The 17,658-nt window shown below is 65.2% G+C and carries 14 protein-coding genes and 1 pseudogene; 8 read left to right on the forward strand and 7 right to left on the reverse strand.

Features of this window, described 5'->3' with window-relative positions; translation table 11 throughout:
* Positions 1–596 precede the first annotated feature (596 nt).
* From VNZ93_RS24460 to hemC, 4 genes are all read right to left on the reverse strand, one after another.
* Positions 597–2,201: a heme biosynthesis protein HemY gene (locus VNZ93_RS24460; protein ID WP_325711729.1), complete on the reverse strand. Its 1,605-nt coding sequence runs from the start codon at positions 2,199–2,201 to the stop codon at positions 597–599.
* A 12-nt stretch (positions 2,202–2,213) separates the two neighbouring features.
* Positions 2,214–3,488 carry a hypothetical protein gene (locus VNZ93_RS24465; RefSeq protein WP_325711732.1) on the reverse strand — a complete coding sequence of 425 codons (1,275 nt, stop codon included), beginning with the start codon at positions 3,486–3,488 and terminating at the stop codon, positions 2,214–2,216.
* A 102-nt stretch (positions 3,489–3,590) separates the two neighbouring features.
* A complete protein-coding gene (locus tag VNZ93_RS25005; RefSeq protein ID WP_414710187.1) occupies positions 3,591–4,310 on the reverse strand; it encodes a uroporphyrinogen-III synthase in 720 nt (239 codons plus the stop codon).
* Entirely contained in the window at positions 4,307–5,248 is a 942-nt protein-coding gene (gene hemC, locus VNZ93_RS24475) for a hydroxymethylbilane synthase (protein WP_325711738.1), read from the reverse strand. Before hemC ends, VNZ93_RS25005 begins: the two co-directional genes overlap by 4 nt.
* Before the next feature lie 92 nt (positions 5,249–5,340).
* Here hemC and tsaD point away from each other — a divergent pair, with 92 nt between their 5' ends.
* From tsaD to VNZ93_RS24500, 5 genes are all read left to right on the forward strand, one after another.
* Complete coding sequence (tsaD, locus tag VNZ93_RS24480; protein ID WP_325711768.1) at positions 5,341–6,387, forward strand: tRNA (adenosine(37)-N6)-threonylcarbamoyltransferase complex transferase subunit TsaD; 1,047 nt, start codon at positions 5,341–5,343, stop codon at positions 6,385–6,387.
* Positions 6,388–6,389: 2 nt separating this feature from the next.
* Positions 6,390–7,379, forward strand: a complete 990-nt coding sequence (locus VNZ93_RS24485; protein ID WP_325711741.1) for an NAD(P)H-dependent glycerol-3-phosphate dehydrogenase — start codon at positions 6,390–6,392, stop codon at positions 7,377–7,379.
* Position 7,380: 1 nt separating this feature from the next.
* Entirely contained in the window at positions 7,381–7,797 is a 417-nt protein-coding gene (locus VNZ93_RS24490; RefSeq protein WP_325711744.1) for an EVE domain-containing protein, read from the forward strand.
* A 214-nt stretch (positions 7,798–8,011) separates the two neighbouring features.
* Complete coding sequence (gene acs, locus VNZ93_RS24495) at positions 8,012–9,958, forward strand: acetate--CoA ligase (RefSeq protein ID WP_325711747.1); 1,947 nt, start codon at positions 8,012–8,014, stop codon at positions 9,956–9,958.
* Between the two features lie 166 nt (positions 9,959–10,124).
* The gene (locus tag VNZ93_RS24500; RefSeq protein ID WP_325711750.1) at positions 10,125–10,637 is read left to right on the forward strand and encodes a L,D-transpeptidase; all 513 of its coding nucleotides are present in this window, start codon (positions 10,125–10,127) and stop codon (positions 10,635–10,637) included.
* A 139-nt stretch (positions 10,638–10,776) separates the two neighbouring features.
* Here VNZ93_RS24500 and VNZ93_RS24505 read toward each other — a convergent pair whose 3' ends face one another.
* Both VNZ93_RS24505 and VNZ93_RS24510 read right to left on the reverse strand, forming a co-directional pair.
* The gene (locus VNZ93_RS24505) at positions 10,777–11,493 is read right to left on the reverse strand and encodes an alpha/beta hydrolase (protein ID WP_325711753.1); all 717 of its coding nucleotides are present in this window, start codon (positions 11,491–11,493) and stop codon (positions 10,777–10,779) included.
* Positions 11,494–11,642: 149 nt separating this feature from the next.
* Positions 11,643–12,215, reverse strand: coding sequence for a thermonuclease family protein (locus VNZ93_RS24510; protein ID WP_325711756.1), 573 nt, complete (start codon positions 12,213–12,215; stop codon positions 11,643–11,645).
* 177 nt (positions 12,216–12,392) lie between these two features.
* Here VNZ93_RS24510 and htpX point away from each other — a divergent pair, with 177 nt between their 5' ends.
* The 3 genes from htpX (at position 12,393) to purH (ending at position 17,154) form a co-directional block, all read left to right on the forward strand.
* Positions 12,393–13,394, forward strand: a complete 1,002-nt coding sequence (gene htpX / locus VNZ93_RS24515; protein ID WP_325711759.1) for a zinc metalloprotease HtpX — start codon at positions 12,393–12,395, stop codon at positions 13,392–13,394.
* Between the two features lie 229 nt (positions 13,395–13,623).
* Positions 13,624–15,393 carry a heparinase II/III family protein gene (locus VNZ93_RS24520; protein WP_325711762.1) on the forward strand — a complete coding sequence of 590 codons (1,770 nt, stop codon included), beginning with the start codon at positions 13,624–13,626 and terminating at the stop codon, positions 15,391–15,393.
* 174 nt (positions 15,394–15,567) lie between these two features.
* Complete coding sequence (gene purH / locus VNZ93_RS24525) at positions 15,568–17,154, forward strand: bifunctional phosphoribosylaminoimidazolecarboxamide formyltransferase/IMP cyclohydrolase (RefSeq protein WP_325711765.1); 1,587 nt, start codon at positions 15,568–15,570, stop codon at positions 17,152–17,154.
* 105 nt (positions 17,155–17,259) lie between these two features.
* On the opposite strand, the pseudogene VNZ93_RS24530 reads toward purH, so the two are convergent.
* Positions 17,260–17,658: pseudogene (locus VNZ93_RS24530) on the reverse strand (NAD-glutamate dehydrogenase); the annotation flags it as partial.

The following is a 17,658-nucleotide window of genomic DNA, read 5'->3' on the forward strand; positions in this document are numbered from 1 at the left end:
GATGGCCTTGGCGTACTCGCTCCACGGTTTGAACTCCCGGCCGAAGGAGTGCAGCACGAGTACCTTCTTGGATCCCGTCTCGGGCTCAGACGCCGGGGCGGTGCAGGCGGCGAATACAGCGATAGTCGCGATCGCGAGAGAAAACGCTCGGAAACCGGCTGAGGTCATCGGACCAAACTGCGTTCATCCCGCCCAAGATCCATTGCAGCACAATCCGGCTGCGTTTCAAAGGTTGTGCTGTCCAATTTCGAGGCCCTGCAAACGGTCACGGCCCGACGTCGCGCGCCACCCGCGTATTGCAGCTTGGTGTCGTTCGCGATGAAGCTCGTTTGTGCCGCCCGGCTTGTTCCCGGACACGCCATGGAAGCAGGCGAGACCACTTGTCGCGATTCAGAATCGATTGATCGTGCAGTCGCCAATGGGAACGGTCGCGTTGCGATTACGCCACTCGGCCTTTGGCGAGCACCGCGAAGAACATGCCCGTTTCGTCTTCAGCCTCCGCGCCTGTCAACACAAGCGTCGTCGGCGCTTGCCAAAGGATCAGATACGCGACCGAGTCCATTGGCAGCGTCTTGCCCGCCCCGGGGCAGCCCCGATCAGAAAAAGAACAGACGTTTCCAGCCGGGCGACGTGGACGTGGTATCCGGCAAGGGCTCGCGCTCCAGGTCCGGATCGGGCCCCGGATCGTCCGGCACATGGGTAATCGGCACAACGGATTCCGGCACGTCGCGCTTGCTCTTTGGCGCGCTGGCGGCCGAAGAGGCGGGCAGCGGCCGGGGTGCCGCAGGCGACGGGGGCGGGGCAGTTGCAGCTACAGGTGGCGTTGCAGGTGCAGTTCCGGGTGCCGGCTTGGCCTCAATCACCGGACGCGCCGGTTCCACCCTTGCATCCACGTCCTCAGTGTCCAACGCATCCGAGCCGATCGCTGGGTCAGGCGCTTTCCATTCGAAGGCGTCGATTCGTCCCGTCACGGGCGAGATCGGGCGCCATTGATCCGAGACATGGCCATCCGCCATCCAGGCCGGATCGCGCAACGCATAAACGGCGCGCGCTGTCCATTCGCGCGAGCGCCCCTCGTCGGCAAATTCGGCCTGCTCGAGATCGGCCATCAACAGCGCGACTCGCTGCGTGGGCCTTGCGATGAATGGCGCCAGCGCATTTCGCGCTTCCGCAAATTCGCGGGCGTCGATCGCGGCGCGCGCAAGCGCCAGTGCGCTCTCGATGTTGTTCGGCGCGAGCGCCGCCAGCTTGCGGACACGATCAAGGCGCTCGCGCGCCGGCGCACCCTGGCGCAGGTAGGCATAGGTTTCTGCAAGATCCGGATGCGGCGCGGTTTGCCATGCACGCTCGATCATCCGGCTGGCCTTTCGCACATCGCCGCCTTCAGCCAGATAGCGCGCCGCGAGCGCCACGGCCGGAACGAGATCGGGCGCGAGCTTTGCCGCCTCGTAGACCAGCGCCTGCGAGGTATCACGCTCATTTTGTTCGGTCGCAAGGGCGCGCGCGGTCAGCAACACCGCGCGCTGCCGGCGATAGGTCTCGCGATCGAGGACGCCCGCCGATCGATTTTTCTCCAGGATGTCGAGCGCGCCCGCCCAGTCGCCGGTCGCGCACCGGACCTGCAGCGCTGCAAGCCCCGCCCAGGGCAAGGTCGGTGCGGCTTTTGCCGCTTCCTCGGCATAAGCGCGCGCAGCGGAGAGGTCGTCACGCCGCTGCGCCTCGATGAACAGCCCGCGCAGGCCGAGCAGCTTCGTCCGGTTGCTGCCGGCCATCCGGCGAAAGGCGCGTTCGGCAGCCGCGCGGTCGCCGCTTAACTGCGCGGATTGCGCAGTGAGCAGGAGCGTCAGCGCATCATCGGGCGCAAGCTTTCGCGCCTCTTCGGCATAACGCTGCGCAGCGCGCGCGTCACCCGCGCCGACCGCGATCAGGCCCTGCATGATCGCGCGCTGACCGCGCGCTTCGCGTCGGTTGCGCAAGGCGGACGCGACCTGTGCGGGAGAACGCCACAGCCCGCGTACCACCGTCCAGAGCAGCATGACAGCGGCGATGATCGCGATAAGGGCGACTGTCAGCACCATCACCGATGTCTCGATACGCCAGCCGAGCCATGTGATGGCGACGTCGCCCGGCCGATCGGCCAGCCACGCTTTCGCAAGCGCGATCAATCCGACGGCAATCAGAAAGTATACGACACGAAGCATTGGCGAACTCGCTCAGGATCCCGACTTGGCGAGCGCGCCAAGTGCAGCCTGCGAGACAGTCCGTGCCGCGGCGAGCGCAGCGTTGCGTGCCTCGGCCTTCTTGATCCAGGCGGCGGCGGGCGCGCGCGCATCCGCCGGCAATTTGGCGAGCTCAGCAAGCGCACCGCGAATGTCGGCATGATCGGCGCGCGTCTCGATCCTCGCACTGACGCTGGCCGGATCGTCGCCGGCAACGTCGCCCGCAGGACGCACGCGCACGATCTTCGCGGCGTTGGATTGCAGCCGCTCCAGGAATGTCCCTTGCTGCGGTTCGTCCTTGCGCGCGGCCTTCCAGATCGCCGGCATCAATCCGGCAAGCTCGCGTCCGAGCGACGCCGCACTCGGCAGGCCGGTTGCAGCGAAGGGCTCGAGCGGAGCAAGCGCATTTGCGTCGCCCGTCAGCGATTTCACGGCCTGCAATTCCGGCTGATACGGTACGCCGGCCTCAACTGCATCGCGCAACGCGATCGTCGCAATCGCGAACCTGCTCTTGGTGTCGTCGGCCGTCGTGCGGCGCGCGAGTTCGGCCTGGCTGGCTCGCGCAGTCTGTTCGAGTGTTGCAACTTTGGCCACAAGCGCATCGAAGTCGGCGCGCGCTTCCGGAGCTGCCCCACGCGATTCGTTCTTCGCGGCCTCGACCGCGGATGCCGCGCTCGATGCACGGTCGCGCGCCTCATGGGCGATGGCGGCGATGTCGTCGCTGCGACGCTCGCGCGCGGCAACCATGTCGGACATCGTCTTCACTGCCGCTTCGGCGGCCGCGATGCGCGCGATCAGTTGCTGATCGTTTGCGCGCGGCGCATTCAACTGGCTCTCGATCTTGGCGAGGCGGGCCTGCAGCTGCGCGTCATCCTGACGCGGCGCATTGATCTGCGCTTCGAGCTTGCCGATGCGCGCCAGCAATTCGGGCGACGGGGCAGTTTCAACAGCAGCGGGAGCAAGCGCCGATTGCGGCGCCATACCGCCGGACAACCAATGGCCGGCTCCGAGACCGACGGCAAAGGAGACGATCGCCGCGGAGGCCCCGATGCCGATGACTCCCCATGGCGAGCCATGGGGCTCGCGGGCCCGCGAGGCGTCGGTCTCGCTCTCGGAGGGCTGCGGCGCCGCGCCGGCAGCCTGCTCGTCCGGCTTCCCCGGCTCAGACTTTATCTCGGTCGCCTTCAGGTCGATGGTATTCGGCCGGTTCGGGCTTCCCGCGGACGGACCTGTCGCAGGCTTGTTGGGTTCGTTTTTGTCGTCTGTCATAGGCTGTCTCCGGCGCGGTCTCCTCGACAAGACGGCGAGAACCGGAATTCAGGCTCTCGGACGCTTTCGATACTAGGGATGCCACATCGCGGCAACTTTGCCCTAGGACGCGGATACCAGAGCCAACATCGCCGATTCATCCCTATTTTGCGCGACAAGAATGGAGTTGGCGTTAATCGTCGCTAACGGTTCCGATGCGCGGGCCGAGAGGCAGAAATGCTGCACATGCGCGGCCGCGTCATCGGCGCCGGCCACCTGCACGCAATCGACAAAAATTGCGGTGCTGCGCCGGGAATAATGCATAACGCCATCGAAGTGTCCGGCCTTCAGCGCAGCCGCGACCTCGGGCGGAAAGCTGCGCGCGGCCCGCGCGCGATAGACAACCGCAATCTCAAGACGCAATCCGTACGGAGCGAGTTCCGCCGCCATGTCGCGTGCCCGATCATCACCCGCAAGATAGAGAAGCGGTCTGGTCTGATCGCGCAGCCGCTCTCCGACCAATCGCGCAAGATCGCCACCATCGCCGCCAGCGACGTGCACCGTACCAAAACCCGCCTGCCGGGCAGCTTCTGCCGTCTGCGATCCGACCGCGAAGCAATCGATGGCTGAGATCGACGCCATTTGTGGGTGCCCGGCCACGGCGCGGGCAGCATTGCCGCTGGTCATGACAACGCCGGCGTAAGGGCCCTCGCCGATCGCCACGTTCGGGATGGTTTCGATCATAAGGACCGGCGCGATGACAACATCATGTCCCATCGCGCGCAGGGACTTTGCCGTGCGCTCCGCTTCCGACAGAGGACGCGTCAACAGGAGCCGCATCATCCGCTCGTGAAGAAATCCGGGCCGCCGCGCGCCTTCAGTTCGCGCCCGGCATCGTCGCCCAGCCGCGACGCATCCGCGACGGCGCCTTGCCGCCACGTCTCGAAAACCTCGCTGCCGTCCGGCCGCAGAATCATGCCGTGGAAGCTGAGGCTTCCGCCATCGACGGTCGCAAGTCCGGCGATCGGCGTACGGCACGAACCATCGAGCGCGGCGAGGAACGCGCGTTCGGTTTCGAGCGCAATCTTCGTGCTGCGATCCGCAATCGGCTTCAACAGATCGAGGATTGCGCCGTCGCGTTCACGCGCTTCGATTCCGATCGCGCCCTGTCCGATGGCCGGAGGAAATTGATCGAGGGGCAGGATTGCCGTCGCCTCCCGCTCGAGGCCAAGCCGCTTCAGGCCGGCGAGCGCGAGCAGGGTCGCATCCGCTTCGCCCTCATCGAGCTTGCGCAGCCGCGTCTGAACATTGCCGCGGAACACCCCGACGCGAAGATCTGGCCGCAATCGTTTGACCAGCGCTTGCCGCCGAAGCGACGCGCTTCCGACCAATGCACCACGCGGCAGATCGGCGATCGTCGCGGCCTTGCGGCTGATGAAGACGTCGCGCACATCTTCACGCTCGAGATAAGCGACCAGCGCGAGGCCGTCCGGCAATTGCGTCGGCATATCCTTGGAGGAGTGCACCGCAATGTCGATGTCGTTCGCGAGCAGGGCTTCCTCGATCTCCTTGGTGAACAGGCCTTTGCCGCCGGCTTCCGACAGGGGCCGGTCGAGGATGCGGTCGCCCGTGGTCTTGATGACGACAATCGCAATATCCTCGGGCGCACAGCCATGCGCCGCGACCAGCCGGTCACGAACGGTATGGGCCTGCGCCAAAGCCAGTGGAGAGCCTCGCGTCCCAATCCGCAACAGGTGCGCGAAAGAAGCCGATTGCGCCATCAAACCTCACAATGCTACGCCGAACCACCGCAATGCGGGCCGGTTCGGCGGCCATAGGGCCGCGTCCCGGCAGGGAATGCAAGCCGATGATTGTGCTGGGCATCGAAACGACCTGCGATGAAACCGCGGCCGCGATCGTCGAACGCGATCCGGCCGGGCGCGGGCGAATTCTGTCCAATATCGTGCTGTCGCAGACCGACGAACACGCGGCTTTCGGCGGCGTGGTTCCGGAGATCGCCGCCCGCGCGCATGTCGAGGCGCTGGATCTCCTGATCGCGCAGGCGATGGCGGAGGCGCAGTGCGAATTCGGTTCCCTGGACGGGATTGCTGCCGCCGCAGGCCCCGGCCTGATCGGCGGGGTGATTGTCGGGCTGACCACCGCAAAGGCGCTCGCCCTCGTTCACCGCACGCCGCTGGTCGCGGTCAACCACCTCGAGGCGCACGCACTCACCGCACGCCTGACGGACGGCGTCGAATTTCCCTATTGCCTGTTCCTCGCATCCGGCGGTCACACGCAAGTCGTCGCCGTGCGCGGTGTCGGTGAGTATGTGCTGCTCGGCAACACGATGGACGATGCCATCGGTGAGGCGTTCGACAAGACTGCAAAGCTGCTTGGCCTCGGCTATCCTGGGGGACCGAAGGTGGAGCGGCTCGCCGCGAATGGAAACCCGCACCGCTTCGCCTTGCCGCGACCGATGCAATATCGCCGCGAACCCGACTTTTCGCTGTCCGGGCTGAAGACCGCCGTGCGGCTCGAAGCCGAGCGAATCGCGCCACTTTCGGATCAGGACGTCGCGGACCTGTGCGCATCGTTCCAGCAAGCCATCATCGACACTGTCTATGACAGGCTGCGTGCCGGGCTCCGCCTTTTCACCGAACGCTATGGTGCGCCGAATGCACTTGTCGCGGCAGGAGGCGTTGCGGCCAATCAGGCCATTCGTCAAACGCTCCAGCGTCTGACCGATGAATCGCGAATACGCCTGCTCGTCCCTCCTCCGATCCTGTGCACCGACAACGGCGCCATGATCGCATGGGCCGGCGCTGAACGACTAGCGGCCGGGCTGACGGATGAACTTGGTGTTGCCCCTCGGGCGCGCTGGCCGCTGGAAGCGGTGGCGCATGCCGGATCGCGAGGCTAAGCATGCCCTATCAGAGACTGTCCATCATTGGTGCCGGCAGCTGGGGCCTTGCGCTCGCGAGCGCAGCGCAGCGTGCGGGACGCGATGTCGTCGTATGGACGCGCGATCGGGATGCCGCAGAGACGCTGACGCAGACTCGCAAAAGTCCTCGGCTGGCCGATGTGACGATCGACGATCGCATCGCAATCACCGGGAAACTCGAGGACGCGACCCGCTGTGACGCGATCCTGCTCGTCGTTCCGGCGCAGGCACTGCGGGAAGTTGCGGCGACGCTTGCGCCGCTCATCACCAACGGCATGCCGGTCATCGCCTGTGCAAAGGGAATCGAGCGCGGCACACACAAGTTCATGACCCAGGTGATAGCGGAAGCCGCCCCCAATGCCGCGCCCGCAATCCTCTCGGGTCCTAGCTTTGCGGCCGACGTGGTGCGCGGATTGCCGACCGCCGTGACACTCGCGGCAGAAGACGAGAAGGTTGCGATCAACCTGACCCGCGCGCTCGGCTCCCCAACATTCCGGCCCTACCACTCCACTGATCTGCGCGGCGTCGAGATCGGCGGCGCAGCGAAGAATGTGCTCGCGATTGCCGCAGGCGTCGTTTCCGGCCGCGGCCTTGGCGCGAGTGCCGCCGCAGCGCTGACGACGCGCGGCTTTGCTGAGCTGATGCGGTTCGGGCGCGCGCTGGGCGCACGACCGGAGACACTGACCGGACTGTCCGGCCTCGGCGACCTGATCCTGACCTGCTCGACATCGCAATCGCGCAACTTCTCGCTCGGCCTCGCACTCGGCAAAGGATTGACTCCGCTACAGGCAATCGCCGAGACCGGACTTGCGGAAGGCGTCTATACGGCCTCCGTGCTGAACGAGCTGGCAAGCTCGCTGGATATCGACATGCCGGTCGTCTCGGCTGTATCGGATGTCCTTGGCGGCGACGTCACAATCGACGAAGCAATCGAACGACTCATGACGCGGCCGTTCCGCGCGGAGGGATAAGATGAACTACTGGCTGGTGAAGAGCGAGCCGGATGCGTGGTCCTGGGACCAGCAGGTCAAGTCCGGCAAGAAGGGCGAAGCCTGGACCGGCGTGCGCAATCACACAGCGAAGCAGAATCTCGAGAAGATGAAGAAGGGCGACCTCGCTTTCTTCTATCACTCGAATGTCGGCAAGGAGATCGTCGGGATCGTCGAGGTGGTGCGCGAAAGCTATCCCGATCCGACGGCGAAGGCAGGCGAGCCATGGGTTGTGGTCGACTTTGTCGCGCGCGAACCGCTCAAGACGCCGGTAACGCTCGAAGCTATCAAGAAGGAGGCGAAGCTGAAGGACATGGCGCTGGTCAAGTTGTCGCGCCTGTCGGTGCAGCCCGTCACCGCTGCCGAATGGAAGGTTGTCTGCAAGATGGGTGGAGTCTAGCCCGCCGCGTCCGTCACCTGCCCGGCATCGCGAAAGGACAGTGTTCCCGCCTTTCGCAAGCGGGCCGGTCGGACTGCCTCTGTTCAGCGGCCGGTCTGACGAAAGTGGAACACGCAAGCTCTTGTCGCTTCGGGAACGCCTGTCGCATAATTGCGGCAACCAAAACAGGCGCACGGGAAGCGTTTCAACCTGCGGCGTTGCCGGGAGGAAATTGATGTCTGACAAGATTTATGACGTTTCGTCCGATTGGAAGAAGCGCGCTTTCATCGACCAGGCGAAGTATCGCGAGATGTATGCCGCATCGGTCGCGGATCCCGACAAGTTCTGGGCCGAGCAGGCCATGCGCGTCGACTGGATCAAGCCCTTTACCAAGGTCAAGAACACATCGTTCGCACCCGACAACGTCTCGATCAAATGGTTCGAGGACGGCACCCTCAACATCGCCTATAACTGCGTCGACCGGCATCTGGCGAAGCGCGGCGATCAGACCGCGATCATCTGGGAAGGCGACGACCCGAAGGATTCCAGGACCGTCACTTACAGGCAGCTTCACGCCGAGGTCTGCAGGTTCGCCAATGTCCTGAAGGCTCAGGGCGTCAAGAAAGGCGACCGCGTCACCATCTATCTACCGATGATCGTCGAGGCAGCCTACGCGATGCTCGCCTGCGCGCGCATCGGCGCGATCCATTCGGTGGTGTTCGGCGGATTCTCGCCGGATTCGATCGCCGGCCGCATCGACGACTGCAAATCCACCGTCGTCGTCACCGCCGACGAGGGTTTGCGCGGCGGCCGCAAGATTCCGCTGAAGGACAATGTCGACGCCGCATGCGAGAAGGCCGGCGGCGTGAAATCGGTGATCGTGGTGAAGCGCACCGGCGCACCGGTGAACATGAAGGCCGGTCGCGACGTTTATTACGACGATGTGGCAAAGATCGTTCCGGCCGACTGCCCCTGCGAGGAGATGAATGCGGAGGATCCGCTCTTCATCCTCTACACTTCGGGCTCGACCGGAAAGCCGAAGGGCGTGCTGCACACCACCGGAGGCTATGGCGTCTACACGTCGATGACGCACCAGTATGTCTTCGACTATCACGATGGCGACATCTACTGGTGCACGGCCGACGTCGGCTGGGTGACCGGTCACAGCTACATCGTCTACGGCCCGCTGCAGAACGGTGCGATCACGCTGATGTTCGAAGGCGTGCCGAACTACCCGACCAATTCGCGTTTCTGGGAAGTCATCGACAAGCACAAGGTCAACATCTTCTACACCGCGCCGACCGCGATCCGTGCGCTGATGCAGGCGGGCGATGCGCCGGTGAAGAAGACCTCGCGTGCCTCGTTGCGACTGCTCGGTTCGGTTGGCGAGCCGATCAACCCCGAAGCCTGGGAATGGTACTACCGCGTGGTCGGCGACAGCCGCTGCCCGATCGTCGATACCTGGTGGCAGACCGAGACCGGCGGCATCCTGATCACGCCGCTGCCGGGCGCCATCGCGCAGAAGCCGGGATCGGCGACGCTGCCGTTCTTCGGCATCAAGCCCGAGATCGTCGACGCCGAGGGCAAGATCCTGCAGGGCGCCACCACCGGTAATCTATGCATCGCAGACTCATGGCCCGGCCAGATGCGCACGGTCTATGGTGACCACAAGCGCTTCGTCGAAACCTATTTCAGCACCTATCCCGGCAAGTACTTCACCGGTGACGGCTGCCGGCGCGACGAGGACGGCTATTACTGGATCACCGGCCGCGTGGATGACGTGATCAACGTATCGGGCCATCGCATGGGGACGGCGGAAGTCGAATCCGCGCTGGTCGCCCATCCCAAGGTGTCGGAAGCCGCCGTCGTCGGATATCCGCACGCGATCAAGGGCCAGGGCATCTACGCCTATGTCACCCTGATGGCCGGCGAGACCCCGAGCGAGGAACTCAGGAAGGAACTGGTCGGCTGGGTCCGCAAGGAAATCGGCGCCATCGCCTCGCCGGATCTCCTGCAATTCGCGCCCGGACTTCCGAAAACCCGGTCCGGCAAGATCATGCGGCGCATCCTGCGCAAGATCGCGGAGGACGATTTCTCCAACCTCGGCGACACCACGACGCTCGCGGACCCGACCGTGGTCGACGATCTGGTAACCAATCGACAGAACCGGGCCACCGCCTAGGACCGATTGCCACGGAATTTCCGGCAACGCTCTGAATTGCGTTGCCGGATTTCAACACCCTTTACATTGTTGCTTCCAAACGCTTTTTCCCCGGGCGCGATTGAGTTATTTTCCCGGCCAAATCCGGACCCGAAAACGGCCGATTCTCATAACGGGACTGAAATCCATGCGCCTTGCGCTCGCTTTTTCGCTCGCCGTCTCCGTCGCAGCATCCGCCTTCGCGGTCGCCGGCCCTGCCGAGGCCCGTCAAACTGTCTCCTTCAACGAGAATTACAGCCCCGGTACCGTGGTGGTGAAATACGGCCAGCGGCGCCTCTACTACGTGGTGGGTGGCGGCAAGGCGATCGCCTATCCGGTCGGCGTCGGTCGCGCGGGCAAATCCTGGTTCGGCACCCGCTATATCGACGGCAAGCGCATCAAGCCGGCCTGGGCGCCGCCGCGTGAAGTGAAGCGCGACAACCCGCGCCTGCCGGACGTGATCCCCGGTGGCGTGCCGTCGAACCCGATGGGCGCCGCCGCGCTGACCCTGTCAGGCGGCGAATATGCCATTCACGGCACCAACGCGCCGGGCTCGATCGGTGGCTTCGTGTCGTATGGCTGCATCCGCATGCACAACGCCGACATCCTCGATCTCTACAACCGTGTCGGATACGGTACCGCCGTCGTCGTCACGCGCTGACGAAACATTTCCCCGGGGCGTCAAATCGCGGGACTGAACCCGCTTCGACCAAACAACAACCGATCTGAACAGACGACGAATGGCCGGGCATTGCCCGGCCATTTTGTTTCGGGCGAAGCGTTGCCAGCAATCGCCGCCATCACGCCGCCTTGTCGAGGATCTCGGTCATCTCCTCAGGCTTGTCGAGCATGATGTCGTGCCCGCAGGCCAGGGCATGCGCCTCCCAGCCTTCTGCCTTGGCGCGCTCGTAGAACGGCTTGAACGGACTTTCGCGCGGCAGCACCGTGCCGTGCAGATAGATGCGCTTCGGGACGTTGCGATACGCACCGGTGAGCCTGATCTTCTCGATCATGCAGCCGAGCGGCTGTGGTGCGGCAAGCGCGTCGACGCGCGGTGCATCCTTCGCATTGACGCCAAAATAGGCCGCGGGCGGCGGCGGGATCACGAGTCCGGCGAGCGCGCCCGGCACGGCGCCGGCACGATCCATGAACATCTGTGTGTTGGCGGGAATGTTGAGATCGAACAGCGACTGGCCGTCTTCCGGAATGAACGCGTCGACATAGACCAGCGCCGCGATCTTCTCGGGGATCGCGTCGGCAACGGCGGTGATCACCATGCCGCCATAGGAATGGCCGGCGAGCACGACGCCGGACAGATCCTCGTAGCGAATGACATTGAGAATGTCGGTGACATGCGTGGTCAGATTGATGTCGCCGGACAGAAGATGCGACCGCTCGCCCTGCCCGGTCAGCGTCGGCGTGAACACGGTGTGGCCGCGCTTGCGCAACGCGTCCGCGACGCGCGCATATTTCCATCCGCCGCCCCAGGCGCCGTGCACGAGTACATAAGTGGTCATGGTGATTCCTCCTGCGGCGCTTCGTAACGCGTGTCTCGCGAAAGAGAAATGCGGGCTTCTTTTCCCTCTCCCCGCGAAGCGGCGGGGGGGTTGATCGACTGAACGAAGTGAAGGAGATCGGGGTGGCGGGCTTTTAGATCGAGGCTTTCCTACCGCCCGCACCAGCCTTCCCGCCGCCCGCCATCATAGGCGCGCACGAGGCCGGTCTTCAGCAGCGCGTCCGAAACATCCGGCGTATTTCGCGTCGAGGCGCTCGCGACAACACGGCCGCCATACTTGTCGAAGTCGATCCGCCCGATCGTGACGCCGCCTTCGGCGAGGAGGCGCGCCAACGCATCGCGCGCAGCACCAGCCAGGCGATATTCCTCGGCGCATTGGGCGCGGAATTCGGCGGCGTCGATACCGCGCAGCCGCACCTTTGTCGTGACCTGCATGCCCGGCCAGACATGGACCCGCGCCTCGAAGGTATCGCCGTCATTGACCCGCAGCACCTCGGCCGGGTGTCCGCCCGCAGCAAGCCGCAGATCCTGGAGCGACACATCCTGGCGCGGCGGCGTGACCGGCTCCGCTCGCGCGGCCGGCATCGGAGCCGGTGCCGGTGCCGGCACAACCGCTGGCAGAGCCGGCCGCAGAACCGCGCCCGCCGCCATCCCGGCGACGAACACGAGCCCGATCAAGACCATGGCCGGCGAGCCGGATAATAGTCTCGTGTGAAGGAACATGGTCCTAGTGGACCACAACCCGATCCGATTCGCAATCTCAATCTATGGTTGCATACATACGACTGGCTTGTCAGCGTCGTGGTGACGCGGCGATCTTGCAGGAACCTTAACCCCTTCCCATCCTTTGTCGCGGCCGGGACGCGCCACGATGCGCCACTCACCCGGCCGGAGGGACAGATGAACTACTTCAAGACAGCCATGTTGCTGGCGGGGCTGACTGCCCTGTTCATGGGTGTCGGCTATCTGATCGGTGGAGCGGGCGGCGCGATGATCGCGCTCGTCGTCGCGGCCGGCATGAACGTCTTCACCTACTGGAACTCGGACAAGATGGTCCTCTCCATGGCCGGCGCGCAGGAGGTCGACGCGCGCACGGCGCCGGATCTCTACAACCTCGTTGCGGAGCTTGCGGCGCGCGGCCAGTTGCCGATGCCCAAGGTCTATCTGATGGACGAGGCACAGCCGAACGCGTTCGCGACCGGCCGCAATCCGGAGAATGCCGCGGTTGCCGTAACCACCGGCCTGCTCGAGCGGCTCACCCGCGAGGAAGTGGCGGGCGTGGTGGCGCACGAGCTTGCGCATATCAAGAATCACGACACGCTCATCATGACGATCACCGCGACCATTGCCGGCGCGATTTCGATGCTCGCGCAGTTCGGCATGTTCTTCAGCGGCAACCGCAACAATAACGGCGGCATCGGCATCATCGGTACGCTCGCGATGGTGATCCTTGCACCAATTGCGGCGATGCTGGTGCAGATGGCGATCAGCCGGACGCGCGAATATTCCGCCGACAAGCTCGGTGCGCAGATCTGCGGCCAGCCGATCTGGCTTGCCTCGGCGCTGGCCAAGATCGCCAATGCCGCGCATGCGATTCCGAACGAGCGCGCGGAGCGCGATCCGGCGCTGGCGCACATGTTCATCATCAACCCACTGTCGGGCGAGCGGATGGACAACCTGTTCTCGACGCATCCCGCGACCGAGAACCGGATCGCAGCGCTGCAGCAGCTCTCCCGCCAGATGGGCCAGGGCGATTTCGGGGGCGGCTATTCCGGTGGCGGCGGCAGCTATGCCAGCACAGCCAGCCCCTCGCCCCGTCCGGGCGGCAGCGTTCCGCCCTCGGGCCCGTGGTCGGGCGCGAATCGCGGCGATCCGCGCCCTGGCGGCCCCTGGGGACGGTAACAGAGGGCCGACCGGAAAATCCCGGCTGATCAAGCCGTTAACGCTTATGACATTGCGGCGGATGCCTCGCGTCCGCCGCATTTTGCCATGCAGATCTGCGGGCGTTTGGGGAACGCAGAATCACCGGCGTAAGCTAAGGGACGCCGCCCGCCTTCATCCGGTGGCGCGTTGCGCGCGAATGCGCGAAGGTGGGGCGTGATTGGTCCAGTGAGGGGAGCCTGAGCAGGGTATGGCGGGGGTAACGGTCGGGGAACGGACAAAGCTGTCCTTGATCCTGATGCGGCGCGGTCTGCGCCGGGCCGGCGGACGCGTGAACAATCTGCCGCTGCTGCCGTGGCGCCTGATCCCGCGCAAGTCCGACCGTCTGCTGCTCGCCCCGCAAGACCTGCGTACCGCCGACGCCACGCGCGCGAGCGAAATCTATTCGGGGCGCTTCGCCTTTGCCGGCAAGGTGGTGATCTGCGACGGCCGCTCGCCGTTCGAACTCAATCCGCCATCGGACGAATGGGCCGCCGAACTCTGTGGCTTCGGCTGGCTGCGCCATCTGCGCGCCGCGGATTCCGCGATCACGCGAGCCAATGCCCGCGCGCTGGTCGACGAGTGGATTTCGCTGCAGGGTGGATGGCACCCGCTCGCCTGGCGCGCCGACGTGCTGTCACGCCGCATCATGTCGTGGATCAGCCAGGCGCCGCTGATCCTGCAGGATGTCGATTCGGCTTTCTATCGCCGCTTCATGCGCAGCCTGACGAAGCAGGTTCGCTTCCTGCGCATGAACGCTGCGGAAGCCCGCGCCGGCGCGCCGCATCTGCAGGTCACGATCGCGCTGACCTACGCGACGCTATGCATGGCGACGCAGGAGCGTCACATCAGCGCCATCACCAACCGGCTGGGCGACGAACTCGACCAGCAGGTGCTGCCCGACGGCGGCCATGTCAGCCGCAATCCCGGCGTGATCGTCGATCTGCTGCTCGATCTGCTTCCGCTGAAGCAGGCCTTTGCCAGCCGCAACGTGCCGCCGCCGCCGCAACTCCTCAATGCGATCGACCGCATGATGCCGATGCTGCGCTTCTTCCGGCATGACGACGGCAATTTCGCGCTGTTCAACGGCATGGGCCCGACGGCGCCCGACCTGATCGCCACCATCCTCGCCTATGACGACGTGCGCGGCGAACCGGTCGCCAACGCGCCGCATTCGGGCTACCAGCGGCTGAAGGTCAACAACCTCCTCCTTCTGATGGATACCGGCGCGCCGCCGCCGATGGCCGTCAGCCAGGAGGCGCACGCCGGATGTCTTTCCTTCGAGTTCTGCGCGGGCGGCCAGCGCATCGTCACCAATTGCGGCGTGCCGGCGATCAACAAGGAAAGCTGGCGGCAGGTCGCACGCGCGACGCCGGCGCATTCCACGGTGACATTCAACAGCGCATCGTCCTGCACCTTCCGCGAGGAAGGCGCATTCCGCGAATTGATCGGCGTGCCGATCGTCGCCGGACCGACGCAGGTCTCGGTCGCGCGCAACGAACACGGCGATTCGCTGATCCTGCGCGCCTCGCATGACGGCTACGCCCGGTTCGGCATCATCCATCAGCGCGCGGTGATGCTGACGGCCGGCGGCAACAAGCTGGAAGGCGAGGATGTGTTCATGCCGACGAATGGCGACATTCTCCCGCTCGGCGCGCTCGACGAATTCGCGGTGCGCTTTCATCTGCATCCTGCGGTCAAGGCGAGCCGCAGGTCCGACGGACACGGCGCGATGCTGGTGCTGCCGAACAAGGATGTGTGGAGCTTCGACAGCCACGAGGATCGCGTCGAGCTGGAGGAAAGCGTCTATCTCGGCGGTTCCGAGGGCCCGCGCCGCACCGTGCAGCTGGTGATCCACGGCCGCGCCCGGCAGGTGCCGCGGGTGCACTGGACATTCACGCATATGCCGCGTCAGGCCGCGCCGAAGAAAAACGGCGACGGCCGCAAGAAGCCCCAAAACGAGCCGGAATTGCCGCTCTGACGCCTTACCCCCTGAAAGGGAAGGCCGCATGTCAGACGGAGGACGGCAGCCGGTTGGGGGTCCCCTTTCCGCAAAGGTTCCTGTAAATGACCCGCTTCCCCCAACCCTCCCCCTTTCAGGGCGAGGGAGCTTACAGTGAGTAATGCGCCGCCCGCGCTTACCGAGAGACAAAGAATGGCTAATTCCCCGCGCCGCATCGAATGCGCGCTGATTTCCGTTTCCGACAAGACCGGATTGATCGATTTCGCGCGCGCATTGGCCGCGCAGGGTGTCGAGATTGTCTCGACCGGCGGGACCGCGAAGGCGATCGCCGATGCGGGGCTCGCGGTGATCGACGTCTCGCAGCTCACCGGCTTCCCCGAGATGATGGACGGCCGCGTAAAGACCCTGCACCCGAAAGTGCATGGCGGCCTGCTCGCGATCCGCGACAATGCGGAACATGCGGACGCAATGAAGACGCACGGCATCAAGCCGATCGATCTTCTGGTGGTGAACCTCTATCCGTTCGAGGCGACCGTCGCGAAGGGCGCAAGCGTCGAGGACTGCATCGAGAATATCGACATCGGCGGGCCGGCGATGATCCGCGCCGCCGCGAAGAACCATGACGATGTCGCTGTAATCGTCGATGCGGAGGATTACATCCCGCTGCTCGAGGCGATGAAGACCGGCGGCACGACGCTCGATTTCCGGCGCCGGCTTGCCGCGAAGGCCTATGCGCGCACCGCGGCCTATGACGCTGCGATCTCGAACTGGTTCGCCGAGCAACTGAACGATACCGCACCGACCTATCGCGCCTTCGGCGGAAAACTTGCGGAAGCGTTGCGCTATGGCGAGAACCCGCATCAGACGGCGGCGTTCTATCGCTCGCCCGAACGGCGCGCGGGTGTCGCGACCGCGCGGCAGGTGCAGGGCAAGCAACTCTCCTACAACAACATCAACGATACCGACGCGGCCTATGAATGCGTGGCCGAATTCGATCCGGCGCGCACTGCGGCCTGCGTCATCGTCAAGCACGCCAATCCGTGCGGCGTTGCCGAAGGCGCTTCGCTCGAGGACGCTTATCGCAAGGCGCTGGCCTGCGATTCGACATCGGCCTTCGGCGGCATCGTCGCGTTGAACCGCACGCTCGACGCCGACGCCGCGCGCGTCATCACCGAGATCTTCACCGAAGTCATCGTCGCGCCGGACGCAACCGAGGAAGCGATCGCGATCGTCGCCGCGAAGAAGAACCTGCGGCTCCTGCTCGCGGGTGGCCTGCCCGATCCGCGCGCGCCGGGCCTCCTTGTGAAGTCGGTCGCCGGCGGCCTGCTCGTGCAGAGCCGCGACAACGCGGTCGCCGACGACATGACGATCAAGCCGGTGACGAAGCGCGCGCCGACCAACGAGGAGATGCGCGATCTCATCTTCGCGTTCCGCGTGGCCAAGCACGTCAAGTCCAACACCATCGTCTATGCGAAGGATCGCGCCACGGTCGGCATCGGCGCCGGCCAGATGAGCCGCATCGATTCGGCGCGGATCGCTGCTCGCAAGGCGCAGGACGCGGCGAAGGAACTCGGCCTCGCGCAGCCGCTGACCAAAGGTTCGGTGGTGGCGTCCGATGCGTTTTTCCCGTTCGCGGACGGGCTTCTGGTTGCGATCGAGGCCGGCGCAACGGCCGTGATCCAGCCCGGCGGCTCGATGCGCGACGACGAGGTGATCAAGGCCGCCGACGACGCCGGCATTGCCATGGTGTTCACCGGCACGCGGCATTTCAGGCATTGAGGTTGCGCTGCTCGCCGCTTCGCCGTTCCCGACGGTATTTTCCGGGCCGCTCGTCCCCGTGAAGGCGGGGGCGACCGGATTATTGTTTTCGCCGGTGACGCCTCGCTACCGCCCCGCGAGATCGCCAAGCAAACTCGCCGCAACTGACAGCTTCGACAGCGTCAGCCCGGTGTCGGCGATCTCGTGCATCGAGTTGCGGATGCGCTCGACCTCGCCGGCCCGCGGCTTGACCCAGCCATCCATCGCCTCCTGCCCCACGCCGCCGTTCAGGACCTCGGCCGTGAGACGCCGCGCCGCGCTGGCGAGCGAGTCGCGCGCACGGTCGAGCGCCAGCCGGTCGAAATAGTCGGTCGCACCGATCGCGCGCGCATCGTTGGCGATCCGCTCCAGACGGAAGTAGCGCACCACGGCGAGGAAAGTGCGCGCCACATCGGGCACGCTGCGGCTGGTCTTGTCGGCGACCAGCACGATGTCGGGGGCGACCGTCAGCGCCGGCAGGCTCGC

This window comes from Pseudorhodoplanes sp. (assembly GCF_035565795.1).
GTDB lineage: Bacteria > Pseudomonadota > Alphaproteobacteria > Rhizobiales > Xanthobacteraceae > Pseudorhodoplanes.

Bases quoted from the DNA above. Each gene is read 5' to 3' on its own strand.
- VNZ93_RS24460 (WP_325711729.1), bottom strand. From the start codon at position 2,201: ATGCTTCGTGTCGTATACTTTCTGATTGCCGTCGGATTGATCGCGCTT.
- VNZ93_RS24465 (WP_325711732.1), bottom strand. From the start codon at position 3,488: ATGACAGACGACAAAAACGAACCCAACAAGCCTGCGACAGGTCCGTCC.
- VNZ93_RS25005 (WP_414710187.1), bottom strand. From the start codon at position 4,310: ATGATGCGGCTCCTGTTGACGCGTCCTCTGTCGGAAGCGGAGCGCACG.
- hemC (WP_325711738.1), bottom strand. From the start codon at position 5,248: ATGGCGCAATCGGCTTCTTTCGCGCACCTGTTGCGGATTGGGACGCGA.
- VNZ93_RS24485 (WP_325711741.1), top strand. From the start codon at position 6,390: ATGCCCTATCAGAGACTGTCCATCATTGGTGCCGGCAGCTGGGGCCTT.
- VNZ93_RS24490 (WP_325711744.1), top strand. From the start codon at position 7,381: ATGAACTACTGGCTGGTGAAGAGCGAGCCGGATGCGTGGTCCTGGGAC.
- acs (WP_325711747.1), top strand. From the start codon at position 8,012: ATGTCTGACAAGATTTATGACGTTTCGTCCGATTGGAAGAAGCGCGCT.
- VNZ93_RS24500 (WP_325711750.1), top strand. From the start codon at position 10,125: ATGCGCCTTGCGCTCGCTTTTTCGCTCGCCGTCTCCGTCGCAGCATCC.
- VNZ93_RS24505 (WP_325711753.1), bottom strand. From the start codon at position 11,493: ATGACCACTTATGTACTCGTGCACGGCGCCTGGGGCGGCGGATGGAAA.
- VNZ93_RS24510 (WP_325711756.1), bottom strand. From the start codon at position 12,215: ATGTTCCTTCACACGAGACTATTATCCGGCTCGCCGGCCATGGTCTTG.
- htpX (WP_325711759.1), top strand. From the start codon at position 12,393: ATGAACTACTTCAAGACAGCCATGTTGCTGGCGGGGCTGACTGCCCTG.
- VNZ93_RS24520 (WP_325711762.1), top strand. From the start codon at position 13,624: ATGGCGGGGGTAACGGTCGGGGAACGGACAAAGCTGTCCTTGATCCTG.
- purH (WP_325711765.1), top strand. From the start codon at position 15,568: ATGGCTAATTCCCCGCGCCGCATCGAATGCGCGCTGATTTCCGTTTCC.